Source organism: Microbacterium sp. PAMC21962, from assembly GCF_019443465.1.
In the GTDB taxonomy this organism is placed as follows: domain Bacteria; phylum Actinomycetota; class Actinomycetes; order Actinomycetales; family Microbacteriaceae; genus Microbacterium; species Microbacterium hominis.
The window spans coordinates 836,520-855,948 of the sequence record NZ_CP080381.1; the positions used below are offsets into that span (position 1 = coordinate 836,520).

26 protein-coding genes are annotated in these 19,429 nt (G+C 68.4%); 3 read left to right on the top strand and 23 right to left on the bottom strand.

The genetic code is table 11. The features are described 5' to 3' along the window. Nucleotides 1-24: 24 nt before the first annotated feature. Together KY498_RS04050 and KY498_RS04055 are read left to right on the top strand one after the other, a co-directional pair. Nucleotides 25-1,272, top strand: coding sequence for an MFS transporter (locus KY498_RS04050; protein WP_082734130.1), 1,248 nt, complete (start codon nucleotides 25-27; stop codon nucleotides 1,270-1,272). 35 nt (nucleotides 1,273-1,307) lie between these two features. After that, the gene (locus KY498_RS04055; RefSeq protein ID WP_191008455.1) at nucleotides 1,308-1,979 is read left to right on the top strand and encodes a DUF6226 family protein; all 672 of its coding nucleotides are present in this window, start codon (nucleotides 1,308-1,310) and stop codon (nucleotides 1,977-1,979) included. Here the strand turns inward: KY498_RS04055 and KY498_RS04060 are convergent. The 9 genes from KY498_RS04060 to KY498_RS16490 form a co-directional block, all read right to left on the bottom strand. Continuing rightward, nucleotides 1,972-2,397: a pilus assembly protein TadG-related protein gene (locus tag KY498_RS04060; RefSeq protein WP_101306109.1), complete on the bottom strand. Its 426-nt coding sequence runs from the start codon at nucleotides 2,395-2,397 to the stop codon at nucleotides 1,972-1,974. The two genes, KY498_RS04055 and KY498_RS04060, sit on opposite strands and share 8 nt — an antisense overlap. Then, entirely contained in the window at nucleotides 2,394-2,846 is a 453-nt protein-coding gene (locus KY498_RS04065; protein WP_223848914.1) for a TadE family protein, read from the bottom strand. The genes KY498_RS04060 and KY498_RS04065 overlap by 4 nt, the downstream gene beginning before the upstream one ends. Before the next feature lie 4 nt (nucleotides 2,847-2,850). After that, nucleotides 2,851-3,240, bottom strand: coding sequence for a TadE/TadG family type IV pilus assembly protein (locus tag KY498_RS04070; protein WP_191008453.1), 390 nt, complete (start codon nucleotides 3,238-3,240; stop codon nucleotides 2,851-2,853). Nucleotides 3,241-3,252: 12 nt separating this feature from the next. Next, nucleotides 3,253-3,432, bottom strand: coding sequence for a hypothetical protein (locus tag KY498_RS04075; RefSeq protein WP_191008452.1), 180 nt, complete (start codon nucleotides 3,430-3,432; stop codon nucleotides 3,253-3,255). A gap of 1,039 nt (nucleotides 3,433-4,471) precedes the next feature. Further along, entirely contained in the window at nucleotides 4,472-5,467 is a 996-nt protein-coding gene (locus KY498_RS04080; protein ID WP_191008451.1) for a hypothetical protein, read from the bottom strand. A 224-nt stretch (nucleotides 5,468-5,691) separates the two neighbouring features. Then, nucleotides 5,692-6,618 carry a type II secretion system F family protein gene (locus KY498_RS04085; RefSeq protein WP_191008450.1) on the bottom strand — a complete coding sequence of 309 codons (927 nt, stop codon included), beginning with the start codon at nucleotides 6,616-6,618 and terminating at the stop codon, nucleotides 5,692-5,694. Beyond that, nucleotides 6,615-7,472, bottom strand: a complete 858-nt coding sequence (locus tag KY498_RS04090) for a type II secretion system F family protein (protein WP_191008449.1) — start codon at nucleotides 7,470-7,472, stop codon at nucleotides 6,615-6,617. The genes KY498_RS04085 and KY498_RS04090 overlap by 4 nt, the downstream gene beginning before the upstream one ends. Further along, nucleotides 7,469-8,134: a CpaF family protein gene (locus KY498_RS04095; protein WP_375140950.1), complete on the bottom strand. Its 666-nt coding sequence runs from the start codon at nucleotides 8,132-8,134 to the stop codon at nucleotides 7,469-7,471. The genes KY498_RS04090 and KY498_RS04095 overlap by 4 nt, the downstream gene beginning before the upstream one ends. 112 nt (nucleotides 8,135-8,246) lie before the next feature. Further along, on the bottom strand, nucleotides 8,247-8,489 hold the full coding sequence (locus tag KY498_RS16490) for a DUF3263 domain-containing protein (protein WP_258186437.1): 243 nt from the start codon (nucleotides 8,487-8,489) through the stop codon (nucleotides 8,247-8,249). A gap of 60 nt (nucleotides 8,490-8,549) precedes the next feature. Here KY498_RS16490 and KY498_RS04100 point away from each other — a divergent pair, with 60 nt between their 5' ends. Continuing rightward, nucleotides 8,550-8,849 carry a hypothetical protein gene (locus KY498_RS04100; RefSeq protein ID WP_219879501.1) on the top strand — a complete coding sequence of 100 codons (300 nt, stop codon included), beginning with the start codon at nucleotides 8,550-8,552 and terminating at the stop codon, nucleotides 8,847-8,849. Between the two features lie 334 nt (nucleotides 8,850-9,183). On the opposite strand, the gene KY498_RS04105 is transcribed toward KY498_RS04100, so the two are convergent. The 14 genes from KY498_RS04105 to KY498_RS04170 form a co-directional block, all read right to left on the bottom strand. Further along, nucleotides 9,184-9,441 (bottom strand): hypothetical protein, encoded by a 258-nt coding sequence (locus KY498_RS04105; protein WP_219879502.1) that lies wholly within the window; start codon nucleotides 9,439-9,441, stop codon nucleotides 9,184-9,186. 134 nt (nucleotides 9,442-9,575) lie between these two features. Beyond that, nucleotides 9,576-10,013, bottom strand: a complete 438-nt coding sequence (locus KY498_RS04110) for a hypothetical protein (RefSeq protein ID WP_191008842.1) — start codon at nucleotides 10,011-10,013, stop codon at nucleotides 9,576-9,578. Beyond that, nucleotides 10,010-10,900 (bottom strand): hypothetical protein, encoded by an 891-nt coding sequence (locus tag KY498_RS04115; protein ID WP_191008843.1) that lies wholly within the window; start codon nucleotides 10,898-10,900, stop codon nucleotides 10,010-10,012. The genes KY498_RS04110 and KY498_RS04115 overlap by 4 nt, the downstream gene beginning before the upstream one ends. A 1-nt stretch (nucleotide 10,901) precedes the next feature. Then, complete coding sequence (locus KY498_RS04120) at nucleotides 10,902-11,111, bottom strand: hypothetical protein (protein ID WP_191008844.1); 210 nt, start codon at nucleotides 11,109-11,111, stop codon at nucleotides 10,902-10,904. A gap of 24 nt (nucleotides 11,112-11,135) precedes the next feature. Beyond that, complete coding sequence (locus tag KY498_RS04125) at nucleotides 11,136-11,588, bottom strand: hypothetical protein (RefSeq protein ID WP_191008845.1); 453 nt, start codon at nucleotides 11,586-11,588, stop codon at nucleotides 11,136-11,138. Continuing rightward, a complete protein-coding gene (locus tag KY498_RS04130; RefSeq protein WP_191008846.1) occupies nucleotides 11,588-11,953 on the bottom strand; it encodes a hypothetical protein in 366 nt (121 codons plus the stop codon). Before KY498_RS04130 ends, KY498_RS04125 begins: the two co-directional genes overlap by 1 nt. After that, entirely contained in the window at nucleotides 11,950-12,378 is a 429-nt protein-coding gene (locus KY498_RS04135) for a hypothetical protein (protein ID WP_101305657.1), read from the bottom strand. The genes KY498_RS04130 and KY498_RS04135 overlap by 4 nt, the downstream gene beginning before the upstream one ends. Beyond that, entirely contained in the window at nucleotides 12,365-12,811 is a 447-nt protein-coding gene (locus KY498_RS04140; RefSeq protein WP_191008180.1) for a hypothetical protein, read from the bottom strand. Before KY498_RS04140 ends, KY498_RS04135 begins: the two co-directional genes overlap by 14 nt. A gap of 38 nt (nucleotides 12,812-12,849) precedes the next feature. After that, nucleotides 12,850-13,734 carry a M23 family metallopeptidase gene (locus tag KY498_RS04145; RefSeq protein ID WP_219879503.1) on the bottom strand — a complete coding sequence of 295 codons (885 nt, stop codon included), beginning with the start codon at nucleotides 13,732-13,734 and terminating at the stop codon, nucleotides 12,850-12,852. Next, the gene (locus KY498_RS04150; protein WP_191008178.1) at nucleotides 13,731-14,225 is read right to left on the bottom strand and encodes a hypothetical protein; all 495 of its coding nucleotides are present in this window, start codon (nucleotides 14,223-14,225) and stop codon (nucleotides 13,731-13,733) included. The genes KY498_RS04145 and KY498_RS04150 overlap by 4 nt, the downstream gene beginning before the upstream one ends. Nucleotides 14,226-14,228: 3 nt before the next feature. Beyond that, nucleotides 14,229-15,098 (bottom strand): hypothetical protein, encoded by an 870-nt coding sequence (locus KY498_RS04155; protein WP_219879504.1) that lies wholly within the window; start codon nucleotides 15,096-15,098, stop codon nucleotides 14,229-14,231. After that, complete coding sequence (locus KY498_RS04160) at nucleotides 15,095-16,399, bottom strand: hypothetical protein (protein ID WP_219879505.1); 1,305 nt, start codon at nucleotides 16,397-16,399, stop codon at nucleotides 15,095-15,097. Before KY498_RS04160 ends, KY498_RS04155 begins: the two co-directional genes overlap by 4 nt. 9 nt (nucleotides 16,400-16,408) lie before the next feature. Continuing rightward, nucleotides 16,409-17,230 carry a hypothetical protein gene (locus KY498_RS04165; RefSeq protein ID WP_219879506.1) on the bottom strand — a complete coding sequence of 274 codons (822 nt, stop codon included), beginning with the start codon at nucleotides 17,228-17,230 and terminating at the stop codon, nucleotides 16,409-16,411. Continuing rightward, nucleotides 17,230-19,425: a hypothetical protein gene (locus KY498_RS04170; protein WP_191008849.1), complete on the bottom strand. Its 2,196-nt coding sequence runs from the start codon at nucleotides 19,423-19,425 to the stop codon at nucleotides 17,230-17,232. Before KY498_RS04170 ends, KY498_RS04165 begins: the two co-directional genes overlap by 1 nt. Nucleotides 19,426-19,429: the final 4 nt, after the last annotated feature.

Below are 19,429 nucleotides of genomic sequence, written 5' to 3' on the forward strand. Positions count from 1 at the left end.
GCGTCCGCGCCCGGCATGGGGCCGATGCTCTGGCGTCTCGCCCCGATGATCTACGGTCCGACCGTGCTCTTCGCGCTCGGCGAGGGCGCGGTGGTGCCGCTGTTCCCGGTGATCGCGGCGCAGCTCGGCGCCGACGTGCCGACGGCCGCACTCGTGGCATCCGCTCTCGTCGTCGGCCAGCTGTGCGGCAACATCCCGGCCGGCTGGGCGGTGGGCCGCATCGGCGAGCGGCTGACGATGATCATCGGCGGCGTGCTCGCGATCGGCGGCGTGACGGGGATGCTGTTCGCCCCGAGCCTGCCGGTGCTGGCCGCCGCCGTGTTCCTCATCGGCTTCTGCGCGGCCGCGTTCGGCCTCGCGCGCCATTCGTTCATGACGACGCGGGTGCCCCTGGCATACCGCGCTCGGGCGTTGTCGCTGCTGGGAGGCACGTTCCGGCTCGGCATGTTCGTGGGGCCCTTCATCGCCGCCGCGCTCATCGCGATCTTCCAGGACGAGCACTCGACGGTGTGGTTCTTCGGCGCGTGCCTCGTCGCCACGATCGCTCTGCTCGTCTTCGGGCCCGACCCCGAGGATGCCGCGCCGCTGCCCCGGACGACCACCACCGGCGACTCCCGGCTCGCGGAGGACACCGGCGAACCCGTGACCGGATCGATCCCCGTCCCCGAGCGTGTCGGGGTGTTCCGCACGATGTGGCGCTATCGGGGCGTGCTGTCGCGGCTGGGGCTGGCGGCCGCGTCGCTGTCGGCGGTGCGCTCGGCGCGTCAGGTGGTGCTGCCGCTGTGGGGCGTGTCGATCGGGCTCGACGCCCAGACCATCGCGCTCGTGGTCGGCATCTCGGGCGCGATCGACTTCGCGCTCTTCTACGCGAGCGGGCAGGTGATGGACCGCTTCGGCCGACTGTGGGCGGCGCTTCCCGCGATGGTGCTGATGGGCTCGGGCTTCCTCGCCCTGGCCTTCACGCACGACCTGTCGCAGGCGGCGATGTGGTTCGCATTGTTCGCCGCGGTGCTCGGCGTGGGCAACGGATTGTCGAGCGGCATCCTGCTGACCCTCGGCGCCGACGTCGCCCCGCAGGACGATCCGGCGGCGTTCCTCGGGTCGTGGCGCACGCTCACGGATGCCGGCGGCGCGATCGCCCCGCTGCTCGTGTCGGCCGTGGCGGCGGCGGTGTCACTGTCGGTGGCCACCGGCGTGATCGGTGTGATCGGGCTGGCGGGCGCGGCGGGCTTCATCCGCTGGGTGCCCCGGTTCGTCCCGCGCGAACGGTGAGTGCGCCCCGCGGCGGCCTGCGGCAGGATGACGGCATGAGCGCCTACGTCCGCCCGTCGATCGAGCCGCAGGTGTTCGTCGACGCGGACGGCGAGGTCATCGAGTACGGCCGGCGGTGGGAGGGCTCGCCGCCGGACGAGGCGTACTCCGTCACCGCGCACCCCGAGCGGTACGCGCCGCTGCACGCGGTCGCGGCGGCGCTCATCGAGCACCTCCGCGACACGTACGACGTCGAGATCGAGGAGGGCGACGGGGTCGTCGCAGACCTCCTGGCTCCCCCGAGCTGGGAGGTGCCGCGTGCGGTGCGCATGAGTCCGCGGGATCCGGCCTGCGCTCCGCTGACGTTCGTCTTCACCGCCTTCCCCGGACTGTTGCTCCACGCGGGTGTGCTGCACGACTTCCGCTTCCCTCAGTGCGGGTGCGACGCCTGCGACACGACCTGGCAGAGCGAGGCCGACGACCTGGAAGAGCGCGTCGTCGCCATCGTCTCCGGCGGCTACAGCGAGAGCGTCGGTCACCGGGGCGGCGCACCGACGGCGTGGTACCGGCTGCGATACCCGACCGGGTCGTCCGGGGGCTCTTCGAGCGCGACCACCCTCCCTCCGGACCGTCTCGCCGCGGCGCAGCGCGTTCTCGATGAGCTGCCGCCAGGATGGGCCGCGTGGCCGCGCCGCCGGCCCGCCGCGGAGGGCGCCTCCGCTATCTGAGAGCCGTGCGGCTCGTCGCGGTGGCCTGCAGCGGCCATCCGTCCGGCACGAACAGTGTGAGCACCGGTGGATGCCAGGTGGTGGCCACGGTGACCCGGGCCGAGACGCCGTCCGGCGCGGATGCCGCGACCAGCTCCGCCGTCCCCACGGCGGCGAGCAGGTCGGCGGCCTGCGCGTACACGCCGGCGTCGGTCAGGCGCGCGGCGGGCACGCCCCCGTCGGTCGACAGCGTGAAGCCGTCGGCACCGGCGAGAGCGGCCGCGTCGGCCGCGGCATCCAGGCGCTTCTGGGCGAGGTAGAGGCTGCTCGCGTCGACGCAGACGAGCACGAGGACGATCGCGATCACGGCGTAGCCGAGCGCGAGCACCAGGACGCTGCCGCCCTCGTCGTCGCGGCAGGCCGCAGCGAGCGCTCTCACGGTTGCGCCCCATAACGCGAGACCTTCTGGACCCCCGTCGCCGTGACCGGCACGCGGGACACCTGGTCGAGACCGAACACGGGCGGCACGAGCGGGAGCGCCACCTCCGTGGCGACGGTCACCGACACCACCGCCCCCGCCGCCGGGCACGGACCGGGTGTCGAGCACCGCACCTGCACGTCGAGGCGCGACGGATCGATGCCGTACTCGGCGGCGATCGCCTCCCGCACGCGCTGGGCACGAAGCTCGGCGGTCGCGGCATCGGGCGCCGATGCGATCGTGCGTGCGAGCTGCCGGGACGCGGTCTCGACGCCGAGCGCCTGCGACTGGATGGTTCCGAGGGCGACGATGAGGTAGACGAGGGGAACGAGCAGGATGAGCCCGACCGTGATGAACTCCAGGGATGCCGAGCCGCCCTCGTCGGTCAGCACACGCCGGCTGCGGCGCACGGGATCAGTCGAAGCTCTCGCGCGGGGCACGAGCCGTCACCTCCCATCCCGCGGGAACGCCGAGGAAGCCGACCAGCGGCAGTGTCGCGACGACGCGCACCTCGACCTCCGGGCCGCGAGCCGAGTCCGTGTCGGCGGCGGTGACCTCCGCGCCGATGCCGGCGCCGACGGCGGTCTCGATCAGCTGTGCGGTGCGGGTCGCGCCGGCCGCGGCATCCGTGTCGGCGAGCGCACCGAAGTAGGCGCCCTCCACCGCGGCGTCGTGGACGACGTTGCGGACGTAGACGGCGAGCGCGAGCTGCAGCACACCGAGGGTGAGGAGCGTCAGGAGCGTTCCGACGAGAACGAACTCCACGGTGCTGGAACCGCGTTCGTCATCGCGCAACGCGTGCATCGCTCGCTCCGATCAGAATCCGGAGACGCGGCTGAGCGCCTGCTCGAACAGGTCGGCCAGCGCGGGCCCGGCGAGCGTCCAGATCGCGACCACCAAGCCGGCGGTCATCAGCGTCACCAGCACCCAGCCGGGAACGTCTCCCGTCTCCTCCCCGGCGAGATCGCGGACAGAGGATCGCTGTGAACCGGCCATGCCTCGAGTGTCGCGAGATACGCGCGTCGGCGCGGAAATTATCCACAGCTCCCCCGCGCGGTCAGCCGACGCCGACTTCGACCTCATCCCGGACGGGTGAATTGGACACCCTATGGTCGGCAGCGCACCCGCCGTTACGAGTGTGAACGGACAGACCGGCGCCGTGACGATCACACCGAACGTCACCCTCGGGTCCGAACTGGACGGGACGCCGGTGCTGATCTTCCAGGGTTAACGACGAAGGGTGCGTCGCCCGAAGACGGCGCACCCCACGTTTGGTGGTAACGCTAAGCGACCCGGAAGGTGCGCTTGCAGTGCGAGCAGTTCCAGTTGCCCATCGAGAGACGGGTGAACGGACCGTGCTTGGCACCGCAGTACGGACAGTTGACCGTAAGCGGGCCATTGACCCGCCGGGTGACCATCAGTGCCGCGTCCGGTCGACGAGTGTGTACGTCATGTTGGGACGCGGAGTCGGGGGCAACGGCTCCCCGCGGACGACGGTCCGCTCCGCTCCGAGGCCCCCACGGGGACCAACCTGAACGTACTGGCCGGAATCCGGCGCCGACTGGCCGGGACGAAGCCCGGTGTTGTGGGGAGTACCCATAATTCCTCCTCAGGAATTGTTCGACACGCCGGGCAACTTGCTCGGCGCCGCCGGTCCGCGTACCTTGGAGGAAGATTCGCCCTGTAAAGAGAATCGTCCGGCCCCTCGATCAGTTGCACCTGAGCCGAGGGGCTGTTTCTTTGGCTGCTGCCGGTCCCTTCATCGTACCGCGCAGGCCCGACTTATAAACGACTGAGCGAGCCTGTAGTTACAACCGTGTGGTTTTGCATCGTGACGTCGCACGTTCTCCACAGTCCCTCCACTGTGTCGTCCACCGAAGTCGGTTTCACGGAGCGCAAAAGAACCTGAGGTCAAACGCACAATCAGTACCGACCAAGACCAGTTATCCACAGGGAGTGATCTCTACCAGTGGCGTCATCAGGTTATCGATCCTGAAACACGAAGTTGGTAGCAACTCCGGCGTGTCGTGAATCGTTAGGAAAGCTGGCGTCGGGCCAATGTGGCCACGATGTCGAGGAGCTGAGCTGACCCAACGCTATCCTCGGAGGTGTCGCCTTCCTTCTCGGGCGGAGCACTGAGGACACGTCGCGCGAGGGTGCGGTAAACCTCACCCTGCTCCTCTGCAGGAACCCCCTCGATGAATGCCGGGAACGACTCCAACTGGACTTCAGTGGAGCGCGCCCAGTTGTATAGCCGACGATGCTGACCAGACTGCCGACCGAAGTAAGCCGCGAGCGTGCCCGCGCCCGCAGCGATCGCGACCCTGAAAGTCACCCCGGTCCAGTCCGCGGGTTCCAGGTGCCCCTGAGCGAGCACCCCACCAAGGCCAAGAATGATTGCAGCAATCGTGAGCCCACGGAACCATCGAGCGGCGATCAATTCCTTTTCGGCGTAGTCGGAGAAGTAGGTCCCCAGCGAAGCGTTGCCTGCAAGGCCAGCAGCGTCCTGTGCCTTGCTGCTCGCCTCCTGGGCGCGCTGGAACGCCGCCTCGGTTCTCTCGACGAGTTCATTCGCGCGCCGCCGCAAGGCATCGGTATCGAGCCGCACCGTTAGCCGGTCCTGCAAGAGCCTCAGCGACACCTGCCACTGCCGCAACTGACTTATGAGCCCGGTGGGCTCCAAGTGGGGAATCATAGAATCGATCTGACGTAACGCTTCACCGACCGACAGAGATTGCCCTTGGACCCACGCTAGAAGCGCCGCATCGACCTCGGAGTGGGGGCCACCCAACGAATCCCGAAGGCGGTCGACCATCGTCGTTAGAAGGTCGGAAGTGTTCTTCAGATTCTGGCGGACAAACCCGACAGTCATTCCATCCGGATGGTCCACTGGCTCCGCTTGCTTCACACTCGCGTAGCTCTCGGCGATCAGCCGCAATAGCTCCAACGCCATGGCTCGTGTGTCTTCTTTGACGTTGACGTCGGGCTCTTCCATCCTCGCGCGGAACTGTGCGATGCGTTCCTCAAGCATTTTGCCTCCGATGGCAGGCTATCGGGCATCGCCCAGTCGCGCGGTTCTCGCCTAGGCCTGTGCAACGGTCATACGCGACTTGCAACCAGCACCCAGCCGGGAACGTCTCCCGTCTCGTCCTCGGCGAGATCGCGGACAGAGGATCGCTGTGAACCGGCCATGCCTCGAGTGTCGCGAGATACGCGCGTCGGCGTGGGAATTATCCACAGCTCCCCCGCGCGCGGTCAGCCGACGCCGAGGCGCAGCATCACGATGCCCGGGAAGATCGCGAACAGCACCGACAGCGGCAGGATCAGGAACACGAGCGGCAGGAGCATGAGGATCTCCTTGCGGCCGGCCATCTCCAGCAGCCCCCGTTTGGCGTCCTCGCGCGCGTCGACGGCCTGCTCCTGGAGGACGTGTGCGAGCGGCGCCCCGCGGTCCATCGCGGCGACCAGGTGCTCGACCGCGCGCGAGAGCGCGGGCACGTCGAGTCCTTTCGACACCGCCAGCAGCGCGTCGGGCAGGCTCGACCCGGTGCCGCTGGCAAGCACCGCCCCGCGCAGTTCGGCCGTGAGCACGCCCGACCCCACCTCGCCGACGCGCCGCAGGGCATCGCGCAGGCCCTCACCGGCGGCCAGACACAGGGCCAGGAACTCCAGCACCGTCGGCAGCTCCTCCTCGACACGCGTGATCCGCGCGCGCGCCGCCCGGCTGAGGCGGTTGTCGCATCCGACGATGCCCGCGGCGGCCAGCAGCGGCGGCACCAGGGCGAGAGCCGGCGCGCCGCGTCCCACGATCGACAGCATCACCACGATGACGGCGCCGATCGCGAGGCCACCGACGGCCCAACCGAGCTGGGTCGCACGGAAGGCGACGACGTCCTGCGCCCATCCGGCCTGTCGCAGGCGGCGGGCGACGGTGCCTGCTCCGCCCACGCCCACCCAGGTCGAGGCGAGGCGGTCGCGGGTGAGCCGCCAGGGAGAGGTGACGGTGGTGGAGGGAAGCGGCGTGAGGCCGCGCGGATCGGCGATGTCGCGGAGATAGGGCGCGACACGCCTCGTCAACGACGGGGCCGCCCACCGGGGCATCCGCCCGAGCGCCAGCAGCAGCCCCGTGCCGAGCGCGGCGCCGAGGATCACCGCGGATGCCGCGAGGCTGACGACGTTCATGCGAACCACCGCCGGGGCTCGGGCAGGCGCCCGATGCGGAGGGTGAGCCGGTACGCGCACACCGACACCACCGCACCGCCGATGACGACCGCGACCCCCGCCGCACTGCCGTAGGCGGTTGCTCCCTCGGGCCGCAGGGCGAGCAGGCCGAGCACGATCCACGGCGCGACGACACCGACGACGGCCGCGCCACGCACCCACGACTGACGCGCCTCGACCTCGGCGCGGAGCATCGCGTCGGCACGCACGGATGCCGAGAGTGCGCGCAGCACGCCGGTGAGCTCCGTGCCTCCCACTCGCCGCGCCATCCGCAGCGTCTCGATGATGCGATCGGCGACGGGATCGCCCAGTGCCGCTTTCAGCCGCCGGGCGCTGGAATCGAAGTGCCCCGATGCCGCCATGTCGGCGCGGAACCGCTCGAACGCCGGTCGCAGCGGCGGGGGTCCGTTCACGGCGAGGGCGGACACGGCATCCGGCAGCGACGTGCCGGCGCGCGCCGAGGAGATCAGCAGGTCGCAGACGTCCGACCAGAGCGCGCGACGTGAGCGCCGCAGTCGGCGCACCCGCGCCCGCAGCCAGGAGAACGGCGCCGCGCCGGCCGCGACTGCGGCGACGAGAGCCACGGCGCCCAGCCCCGTGATCACCCACGCGAGCGACGCGCCGACGGCGGCGAGGACGGCGCCGATGAGCACGGGACGGCCCACCGAGGCGTGCGCGAAGCCCGCTTCCTGCAGCAGCCGGGCGATCGGCCCCTCGGAGCCGGCGCGCTCCGCACGGGCGGTCAGCGGCCACAGCCAGGGCGACAGCGCGAGCAGCAGGCCCGCCGCCAGGAGCGCACCCCAGAAGATGGTCACGCGCGCGCCCCGCGGTAGAGCACGTGCGTCTCCACCACCCCCGCCGAGACCGCTCCGGTCGTCTCGATGATCTCTTCGACGAACCGTTCGCCGTCGGGCGCCCGGCGACAGTGCACGACGAGGTCCACACCCGTCGCGATCGCGGGCTGGACGAACGCGGCATCGATGTTGCGCCCGGCCAGCAGGGGCAGCGTCGCCAGGCGTGCGAGGGCGTCGGCCGCCGAGTTGGCGTGGATCGTCGCGGCTCCGGGAACGCCCGTGTGCAGGGCGAGCAGGAGATCGAGGGCTTCGGCATCGCGGACCTCGCCGACGATGAGGCGATCGGGGCGCATGCGCAGCGCCTCCTTGACCAGCCGCCGCAGGCTCACGGAGCCGGTGCCCTCCAGACTCGGCTGGCGCCCCTGCAACGCGACGATGTCGGGAGCCGTCACGGCGAGCTCGAAGGTCTCCTCCACGGTGATGATCCGCTGCTCAGGCGCGCACGCGCCGATGAGCGCGGCGAGCAGCGTCGTCTTTCCTGCGTGCGTGGCGCCGGAGACGAGCACGTTGCGACCGCCGGTCATCGCGTCGCGCAACAGGTCGGCTACGTCGAGCGGAAGCGATCCGGCGCGGACGAGATCGTCGAGGGAGCGCCGAGCCGGCAGGAATTTGCGGATGTTCACCGCGAAATGCGCGCGTGTGATATCCGGAATCACGACGTGCACTGCATATCGCGAACCGATAGGACGACGCGCGCGGAACCGTGATCTGTCGCGCGAGGCGTCCTGATGCGGGTCAGATGGCAGCAACCTGCATCTGCCGGCCCGCCGCGCTCTCCTGCAAGCGTCGGAGTTCGCGGTGAGCGGTGATCGGGTCGTGCGCCTGGCCCTCGAGCGACGCGGCCGCGCGTCCGAGGAGCTGGAAGTAGCGGGCCGGGGTGATGCCGAGGGTGCGGCGGATCTGGTTCTCCACCTCACCGCGCACGACCGGGTGCGCGGCCGCGAAGTCGAGCAGCTGCGGGATCGTCGGAGTAGGCATGGCGAGAGTGTGCGCGCGGCCACCGACACCGGTGTCGACGGTGCCTTCTACGCTCACCGCATGTCCCGCCACGGCCTCGACCCCGACACCGCCCTCGACGTGCTCCTCTCCGCGACCTGCTCCCGACACCGGTACACGACGGATGCCGCGCCCGTCATCGCCGAGCTGCACCGTATCGCCGGCGCCCGTCTCGACATCCTCGCGCGCGTCGCCGGATCATGGGTCGGGTACTACGGCGACGAGTACACCCGGACGCTCAGCCACGCGCTCCTCGGCATCCCCGGCGCGGACTCGTGGGTGACGCTCGGGCGGGAGCGGCGTGAAGCTCCCGTACACGGCGCACCACAGGTGCGACCGTAGGGACAACGCAGAAACGGCCCCGGTCTCTCCGAAGAGAAAGCCGGGGCCGTTTCCTAGATCCAGGGATCTGGGACCGGACGCACCTCGCTCAGCGCCCCTGACCAGACCCAGGCAAGTCGCCCGTCGGATTCATCTACCCACTCTCTGGGCACTGCCCAGGCGTACTGTCCGGCGAGGCTCGCGCTGTCTTCGGGTTCGATCAGCCACAGCCGGCGGAAGACACCCCGCCTACCGAGGAACGGTTCAGCGATCCGCTCAATCGGCGACGCCCCGTCACCCGTGAACATGGCCTCGACGGCATAGGGGAACTCGAGTTCTTTGGCTCCTTCCCCGGTCACGAAGCGCGGACCTTTTCGATCATCTTGTTGCCCTCGAAGTCGTCCACCGTGAGCACCCAAGGACCAATGTCCCCGACCTCGTAAATCCGGACGGCACGTGGGAGGCATCGCTTGCGCTCGTTCCAACCTGCGCCCAGGCCAAGTTCCGCGTCAGAGAGAACTCGTTCCGCTCCTGAAGGGTACGCCTGGTTGAGGACGAGCTTGTGGTCGCTGCCCACACGAAGCGGGTGCAGCGAGTCTTCTACACTGGTCATATCGGCTCCTTCCAGCCGGTCATGCCCCCGGCCTGTTCACGCAGGTGCGGGGGTCCACTCTTAGGATACTCCCCGATCACGAGCCAAAACAGGCCCCGGCGATCTCCTGAGAGGAGCGCCGGGGCCTGTCGGTGTCAGAACTCGCAGATCGCGAGGCCGGTGACGGTGTTCGAGGGTGAGGAGCCGCCCGTGTAGGACGGCGTCGCGATCACCCGGACGAGGCTCGGCGGGCGCAGGAGCGTTCGCTGCTGGATGCGAGGGTTGGCGTCCGCGGTCGTGATGGGAGTCCAGTCCGCACCGCCCACGACGAACGTGGCGATGTCCGCGGCGGAGAAGTCCTTCCACGACGGTGCGGCCGCGAACTGCGCCCCGGTCGTGTGCTCCATCGCCCACTGGAACTTGTACGTCATCGACCAGTCGGACGGTGACCCGGTGACGGCGGAGCAGTACATCTGGAACGTGACCCGCGAGTAGATCCCGAACTCGATCGGGTTCTGCGGGAAGTAGCGGGTCGCGTTGTTGCCGGAGTCGACAGTGCGGTCGGCTCCGAGGACCATCGTGTGTGCGGTCATGATGTGGGGAACTCCGTTCCTGCCGGGTAGTGGAGCAGCGTGGACCGTCCGATGAACAGGGCAGCGGGCCCGTCAGCGGTTGCGGTGCGGTTGAAGATCGAGTTGCCGATGTTCTGACCGCCGGCGTACGAGGTGCCCCCGCCGCCGGTGGTGAGCTGCGGTGACTGCGCCCCACGACCCGCGGCGAGGCCCGTCAGGTCGAACCACTTCCCCCCGAGGAGTGCCCGGTGGTACGCGCCGACACCGCCGTTCGCGTCGAGGCTGACGACGAGGGCCTGCGGGAAGAACCCGGCCTTGTTCTCGTTCCACCCGAACACGACACCGCTTCCGGCGGTCGGGCTTGTCTCGCTCGCGGCCGCAGCCCCCGGGATGTCGACGGAGTTGCTGGAGTCGTCGATGATCGAGTACTTCGGTGCGAACACGTCCGGGCCGGAGCCGACCCACCGCTGAAGGATCAGCTTCGGGAACATACGGCTGGAGTTGTCGATCTTCTGCGTGTCGATGCCCATGTGAATCGACCGGGGAGCGGCCTGCTCCGCCGTGCCACGGTACGCGATCCACTGCAGCAGCAGCAGAAACCCGGTCTCGTGGGTGCGGGCACCACGCTTGTACGCGCTGCACGACCCGCCATACGCGGCGTTCGCCGTCGTCGACGTTCCCGTCGACAGCTTCAGCGAATGCCGGGAACCGTTGAAGGTCCGCTGCTGCGACAGGCCGATCGGCGGGTTCCACGACGTGGCCGAGCCGTTCCGCTCCGAATGGTCCTGCCACCCGTTGTACCCGTCGTTGAACGTGTCATCGGAGATGACCTGGTCGTACCCGAGGGGCAGCAGGCCGGGCGGCAGGTTGAATGTGCGGAAGTCCGCATCCTGGGTGAGACGGGTCATATCAGGTCTCCTCGAAGCTGATGTTGGCGATGTTCGCGGCGGGGGCGGCGGTGACCTGGGCCAGGGTCTTGTCGAGCGTGAGCACGACGATCGTGTTCGGCGGAAGCGGGTGACCATCAGAAGTCCGCACCGCCACGAACACGGCGGAGAGCTCAGCCGAGCCGGCGAGAGCCACACGAGCTTCGGGCGGGAGGTTCCACTCCTCATCCACCCCAACAGGACGGTACGCAGACACTCAGGCCTCCCCGATGATGAACGTCCCCGGACGCGCCGGGTCCTCGATGAACGATGCGGCCAGCAGACGAACGAACTCCTGCTGGAAAGACGGTGCCGGTGATGGTGCGTACGAGATCGGGTTCACCGGGATCAGATCAGCGAGACTCGTCGCCGACGGTGGGATCGCGACCGGCCCCGACTGATACCGACCCATGTCGACGGAGGGACCAGTCGGTTGGATCGTGATGGTCGCGTAGCAGGAGTCATCGGTCGCGGGCACCTCCAGCTCAGCGACCGGAACCCCGTTGACGATCAGCACCTCGAGTTCCGGGGAGAACCGGACCTGTGTCCCGTCGACGGTCGCTGCGGGCACGGTGGGCGCGGACCAGTACCGGACCCGCACCACACCGGCCAGCAGAGGTGCGTCACCGCCGAGTTCCCGAGCCACCGCAGTGACATCGAGAACGGGCATCAGTCGCCCTTCAGATCACGGCGGAGCAGCTTCTGCGGGTCGCGTGGGGTCACGCCGACGTCCTGCACCGTGCCGGCGACGCCGGTCGGCTTCCACAGGCCGTAGTAGGAAGCGACCGACACCACGAAGAACGGGAGCGCAGCCGTCAGCGCCGCGCCGACGTCGAACACGGTGGCGGAGGTGAGCGCGCGCGCGAGCTCGGTGAGCAGCGACGTCACGAGGTTCAGCCCGGCGAGGAGCCACGCCTTCGCGGCCGGCGAGGTGACGCGGGTCGTGACGAGGCCGACGAGGACGGGGAGGATGAACGCGACGATCATCTGCACGACCGCGAGCGGGTCGAGGGTGAACGCGATGGAGGGGGTCATGACTGCTCCTTCAGGGATGGGTGAGTGTCTTCGAGGGGGTCGGAGATCCCCAGCAGAGCGAGGATCGGTTCAGCCAGCTGCGGGAGAGGTCCGGGGCGTCCGCTGCGGTCCCAGATCCACTGCTGGTAGAAGTTCGATCGGACAGCGCCGTGGACGCCATCGGCGGCCTTCTTGAAGGCGTCGAAGTCCGCGCGGGCCTGATCGAGTTCCTCGCGGAGCTCCTTCGTCGCCGCGTCGACACGGTCGTTGATGTAGCGGACGAGTGCGTCGGCGTCCTTGAACCGGCCGGAGATCGTCCCGGACTCGACAGCTTGCGTGTCGGCGCGATCCTTCCGACGGAACCGGATCCACGTCAGCAGCGCGAGGACGACGCTCGCGAGAAACGAGAGCGCAGCGATGATGATGCCGGTGTCAGAGGACTGCATTCAGCGCCTCCCGCCGTCTCACCGCCCGGCGGCGCACCCATTCGTCGATGAGCCGATCCAGCCGAGCCAGCGGGAGCGGGGTGAGACCGACGAGCATGCACGTGATGAACCAGGACGGCGCCTCCTTCGCCGCGAGCTGCTCCGGCGACGGGGACAAGATGATCGCGAACACGTACCCGACGATCATCCCGACCAGCAGGATCTTCCCGACGATTTCCACGGGCCACAGTCGCGGCCATCCGACGCCGAGGAGACAGGCGAACGCGACCAGCGCGAACACCGTCCCGATCACGTCGGTGAAGTTGCCGTAGAGGCGGTCCAGGAGCCGCGACCCGAACACGACAGCGGTGATGCCCGCCCCGATCAGGATCAGGTCGTACAGCGGCAGCCACACCCGTTTCGCTGTGCGCCAGGAGTCGTCGACAGGGACCACTCCGGGCGCCCACACAGAGGCGGACCAGAGCCGGCGGATCACTTCGTCAGCTGCTTCGCGAGCGCCGCGACCAGATCCTCACCGAGGCCCTCACGGATCGCGGACGCGAGCGCAGCGACATCGATCGGCGCGGCGGGGTTGCCCGAAGGGCGACCGACGGCGGCGATGAGGGTGAGCAGCATCGGCTTGATCTCGTTGGCCGTGAGCTGCGCGAGATCGTACGTCGGCGTCCCGTTCGCGTCCCGGTAGATGAACCGCTGACGCAGCTCGAGGATCGCGGAGATCGCGTTGTCGAACCGCGGACGCGACAGGTCGACCCCGGGCTCGCCGTTCTTGATGATCGGGTCGAGATAGGCGACGAGCGCAGCGATCTGGTCGTCGCGGGCACGGTCAGCGTCGGTGTACATGTCGTCCTCCTCGAACGGTCGCGAGCTCGAGCCCGCCGTGTCGCCGCCCAGTGCGGCTCGGATGATGGGTCGCGGGTCGATCACGGTGCCCGCGCGCGGGCTGTACGCCGTCGCCGGATTCGTCGACACGACGAAGTGGCAGTGGGCCCCGTCGGATGCGGAGCCCATGTAGTCGTCGCCCGCGTACGGGTTCGTCGACCGCGCGAGCGGCACGAGATCGTCGCCTGCCGTCAGCTGCGTCCCGTACCCGGGGAGGTTCCCCGTGCGCAGGTGGCAGTACGTGTGGAAGGTGCCGTCGCTGACGCGCACGACGACGTACCCGCCGATCAGAGCACCCCGCCCCGACTGCACCACCATCCCGCTGACGAGCACCGGCACCGGGTCGAACCAGGCCCGCCCGCCGACGTCCTGCCCGATGTGGTAGCCGAGCGTGTACGGGTTGTCCTCGTTCGGGCCCGGCCGGTATCCGAACGGGCGCGTCCACCGATCCTCGGCCCAGAATGCGAGCCCGCTCATCGGCCGATCGCAATCCAGACGATCGCGATCGTCTTCGACGCCCCATCCGGCAGCTGCAGCCGGCCGGAGAACTTCGTCGCGATCGTGCCGCTGATCGCGACGCCACCGTAGAAGTCGGTCGGACTGCCGGACTGCGCCATCGCGAAGTCGCAGTTGTTGGGGAAGGGGGTCGTGAACGTCACCTCGAACAGCCCGTTCGCGTCGCTCGTGACGGTCGTGCGTCCCATCTGGAAGAACGTCGGAGACGGGGTGAGGCTCCGCGGACGCAGGCCCGCGACGATCCACTGCGAACCGGTCCACATGTAGAGCACGTTCAGGTCTTGAACCATCAGCGTGCGTCCCGGCCAGTTCCCCGACGCCGGCAACGCGGCAGCGTTCGCGACGGCGAACAAGCTCCCGTCGCCGAAGTGGTCGTAGACCGCGGCGATGTCCTCTGGGGGGCGGAACGGGGAAGCCCCGGTCGGCGGCGTACCACCAGTCACATCAGCCATCGGTCACTCCCATTCCATGTACAGCCGGGCACCGTTGGGGGCCGGCGAGTAGCGAATCCAGTACGCCTCGTTCGGGTAGATCCCGAACCCCTTCACCGCGCCCGTCTTCAGCGCATCCGCGAACGCGAGCACGTCCACAGCCAGAACCCCCTGCGGCACGAACAGTGAGCCCGACAGGCTCCCCGCAGACAGCACCCCGGGCGCATCCCCGAAACCGTGCGACCCGAACCGGACCGCCGTTGACGAGCCCGACCGGTTCCAGTCGAGCGTCAACTGCAGCTCGGCGCGTTTCACCGTCGCCGTGTCGGGGATCGTGTCAGCGACGGTCGAGGAGAACCCGAAACCCGCGACGCGAGAAAACGACGACTCGATTCCGGCGCTGTCGTAGACGTCGTACCGCCAGGACCCCGACCAGGAAGCCGTGAACGTTGCCGCACCGCCCACAACAGGCGGCGCGTCGGGGGTCGTGAAGGTCGACCCTGGAGGCTCAACGGAGTACGCACCCGGCGGGATGCACCGGCCCGCATGATCGATGCGGACGCGTGCACCGTTCGCCGGGGCCGTCCCCCGGTACGGGTACTGGTACGTCGCATCATCGTCACCCTGGACCGTCGCCAGGCCCGAGGCGGTGGTGATCACGGTGCCCATCGGTGCCCCGTAGATCGTGACGCACACCAGATTCCCGACACCCGCCTGCATGACCCGCACCCGGTCACCCGGCCACGGCGGCTCCCCCGCGAACCGGGCGCGACGTTCCTGCCCGTTCGTGTTCACGACGGCCTCACCGGCCGCCCAGTCGACGGCGGTGCAGATGCCCTCGGTCGAATCTGCGCGGCCCTGGCCGAGCTCGTAGAGACGCTGCTGATCGTTCATGAGTTCTCCGCAACGATCACAGTGACCTCCACCAACGCCGTCGGATCGTTCTGCACCCGCAAGCCCGATACCTCACCAGTCACCGTGCGTCCCGTCGCGGTGTCGGTGAAGCGGCCGTAGTCGGACAGGTCAAGCAGCAGACCCTCCGCGCCGACCTTCACCGTCGCGACCCGAGAACGACGGTTCAGCAGCCGCGACAGCACCGTCCACGCGCCTGCCTCGGCCTGCGCCTGCGTCGTGTACACGGGCGACGAATGCTCGTAGGTGGAAGGCCCCGCACGACCCACAGAGCGAGGGTCTGTGTCGTCGAGGAACGATGCGAACGCCGACACCGACCCGTCCGGATTGTGCGCCCAGACGAAGTTGTAGAACTCGTCCGACTGCTCATCGGACAGCTCGACGACACCATCGATGTCGAAGTCGAGGACCGTCTCGTACGCCCACCGGTCAGCGGGACGCAACGTCAGCGCACCCTGCCGGGTGACCCGCACCTTCGCGCCCGCGAAGCCAGCCAGCAGCGACACCGCGGAGCGCCGATCGTCGTACACCGTCCCCGACGGCACCAGCTGATCGGCGACCGCCGGATTCCGCTCGAGCGGGAACAGCGTCAGCCGTTGCAGCTCCGAGTACACCGTCGCACCCGCCGGCGGGGATGCCGGGTTCACGATCTTCGCGCGCTGCAGCATCCGCAGCCGGTCGGCGAGGCTGACCCCCACCTCCCAGTCCTCCACGACGCTCGTGAGCTCCTGGGTGAAGTAGGACCATGCCGGCGTCACCACCGGACCAACGATCGTCCACACCCCATCCGGATCGGCAGTCACCCACTCCTCGGGAAACGAGAACACACCCGGCGAGGGTTCAGGGATCGACTCCCCCGTCGTCAGGATGAACGTCCCCGGTCGGTCTGGATCCTCAATGAGGCCGAGCACCGCGGGCACCTTCGTCTCCACCTGGCGGACCCGAAACCGTTCCCGGCCGCCGTCGTTCCCAGTGATCCGGAACACGCCGAGCGGGATCGGGTAGTCCCCATCGCGCATCTTCACGACACGGGAGACGGTCACCTCCTGCCCGAACGGGGCGAGGAACGCATCCCGAGCCTTCGGCACGAGAGACTCCCCGAAGCCGAACGCACGCAGGTCACCGGTGCACTGCAGCTCCCCATTCGCATCCCACGTGAGGCCACCATCGGTGTGCAGTCTCAGATCGACGCTCCGGCCGCCATACTGGGCGACCGCCGACACCTCCGACACCACTTCGACGTCGTTCAGCGCGGCAGCCACGTCGGCGGGAACGGTGAGCATCAGCACCCCCTACACAGGTGACGGGCGCGTCCGCGCCGCATCGACGTACGTCGCCCACTCCGTCGCCGCATCGTCGTACGTCGCCTCCGGCGGGTACTTCGCATCCAGGTACGCCTTGAAGAGGTCGTACGAGTACACGGCCACGACGATGTCGATCTCCGGTCGTGACACCTCGTCACCGGCCATGTCCCACACGTCCACGTCTCCGCCCGTACGCGCGTTGAACGGGACCATCGGGACCGTGGGTACCGACACGTACAGAACGCCCGGCAGGCGGGTCTGTGGCATCGCACGCACCAGCATCGTCGCCTGCTCGGTGATCAGCCCGAGCATGGTCCGATCAGCATCGTTCTCCGTCACCACCCGGAGCGACACCTTCTGGAACCCCGACATCGGCCCCGCCATCACGAACGTCTTCGAGCCAGCCCGGTAGAGCGAGGAAGAACGGCCACGCTCCAGCGACCCCGCGAACAACTTCTCCGCCCGCACACGGACCGCATTCCCGGGATCCAACGGGTCGGAGAGGATCACATCACCCGGATCCCACGACACCTGCACGGGCAGGTTCAGGGCGAACCCGAGCGTCGCCCCCGACGCGTCGAACTGCTCCACCCGGTACACCACAGGCACACCACCGGGGACTTCGAAGTCATCGATGACAGCACCACCCGCGACCAGTCGCCGAGTACGGTTCACTTTCTCCTGACCCCACGGCGATGTCTGCCACACCGTGACAGACACCGCCGCAGAATCAAGGTCGGTCGGGTCGATATCGAGCTGCACCCGAGGCGACGGGAGCATGTCCGTGAACGCCACAGCGGTCGACACCATCAGATGCCCCCATCCCACCCACGAAGAGCCTTCTGCTCCGAAGCCCGCGCATCCACCGACCGGAGCCCCTGAATGCCAGCGACGATCTGCTGCGCGAAGTACGTGAGATCGTCACGAGTGACAGGAATCACATCCGATCCGATCCCGCTCGTACCGCCGCCCGAAGTCGTACCGGACGAAGCGAAGGATGCCCACGTGAACGGGTCCGAGACTCCGGCCGAGAACCCCGAAGACCAGTGCTCGAGAAGGGTGGTGCCAGACTTCGGGAGGTCCGTCCATCCCGACCCTGAGAAGATGCCCTGCTTCGCGGGCGAGTGAGGGAAGAACCCGGCGACCCAGGACAGGACACCGTTCACGGCATCACCGGCGGGTCCGAGCATGTCGTTGATCCCGTCGATGAAACCCTGGATCATCGCACGCCCCGACGACACGAGCCGATCACCCGCACCCGCAAGTGCCGCAGCCGCACGGTCCGGCAGGGACTGCACGAACCCGACAACCTCACCGATGCGCGCACCGATCTGAGCGGACAGCAGCTGCCCCTGCGCCACCATGCTGCCGATCGACGCACCCCACTGCGCTCCGAGCAACTCGGCGCCACGCATCACATCACCGATCGGACCAGTAAGGCCCGCCATCTGAGCCGAGATCTCGTCGATGCTCTTGTTGCCTGTGATCAGGTCGAAGAACGCGCCCACAGCCGCCGTCGCGTCTGTGGTGCCTTGAACGATACCCAGTAGGAGCGGAACGAGGATCTGCGTGAGCTGGATGATCGCGGGCAGCGACTCCGCGACGGACGTGAACAGTCCGGGCAGCTGCGGCAGGACATCCTTCGCCAACTGCAGGAACGCCGGCAGCGCATCCTTGAACGCCATAGCCAGCGCCGGCCCCTGCTTCTCCGCGAGATCAGCGATCACCGGCAGCAGATCATCACCGATAATCGTCGCGAGCGACTGAGCAACCGGCAGAAAAGCCGTCCCGATCTTCGCCTGAATGTCATCCCACGAGGCCGCGTTGATGCGGTTCTTGTTCGCGAGCTGATCCGACGTGTTCGCGAAGTCGCCCTGAACCTTTGACGTCTGCGCGAGCAACGCCCCGTAACGGGCTTGCACCTTCTGCGCTTCCGTCAGCTCGGACCCGGCAGCGGCGATTCCATGCGAGTACGCGAACGCCTGGACGGTCGCCGCTGACAGATCGATGCCGTACTTGCGCAGCGGCTCCGACTCGCCAGCGAGGCCAGACTGAAACGTCGAAAGAGCTTCAGCGACATCGATGTTGAACACCGACGCGAAGTCGGACCCTCGCCCAACGAGCTCGCGGAATGTTCCCGCGATGTCGCCGCCTGGACCCGCGATCGTCTGAACGAACGAGGAGAACTGGGTCGCGTAAGAGTTCAGCTCCCGCTTACTGAGCCCGAACGACTTCGCACTGTTGTCGCCGAGCTTCAGCACCGACGAGGACGCATCCCCATACGCGACCTGAACTGCGTTGATGGATTCGTTCAGGTCAGAAGCGATCTCGATCGAACCGACCACGAGATCGCGCGCACCGCTGACGGCGGATTCGATGATCCGTCCCAGCCCGATCGCGGCGATCACGCCGACGACACCGGCCTTCAGGCCAGAGAGTCCTCCGAGGAAGCCGGACTTGAATCCTTCGCCGCCGCGACGGCCCGCCTGTGCAAGCTGATCGCCGGCGCTGTCGGCCGCATCGGCGAGGCGCTTCTGTGCGGCGCGGAGATCCTCGGTCGACGCCTGCGTCGTGTCCTGTGCCACGCCGAGTTTCCGCGCGGCTGCTGCGAGCCGCTCCTGGGCTCGCACAACCTGAGACGAGTCGGAAGCGTACTTCGTGCGCGCCTCCGCGAGCTGTGCCTCCGCGACACGCACGTTGCCGGCGAGGTCCTGCTCCTTCAGACGTGCCGCCGAGAGCGTCCGCGTGGCCTTTGTGACGCTGGCCTGAAGGTCACGCACCGCCTTGTCGGAGAACCCGGTCGACTGCTGGTCGAACGCGGCCTTGAAGCCTGCGCCGACCTGCTTACCAGAGTCCTGCCCGGTCCGAGCGAACGCACGCTTGAAACCGGCGCTGCCGGTCTGGGCCGCGGCGTCCATCTCCTTGTTCGTCGCCGACCGGAACCCGACGAACGTGGGGACGATTGCGACTGTTCCCTGACCAACCTGAGGACCATCACCGGCCATCCGG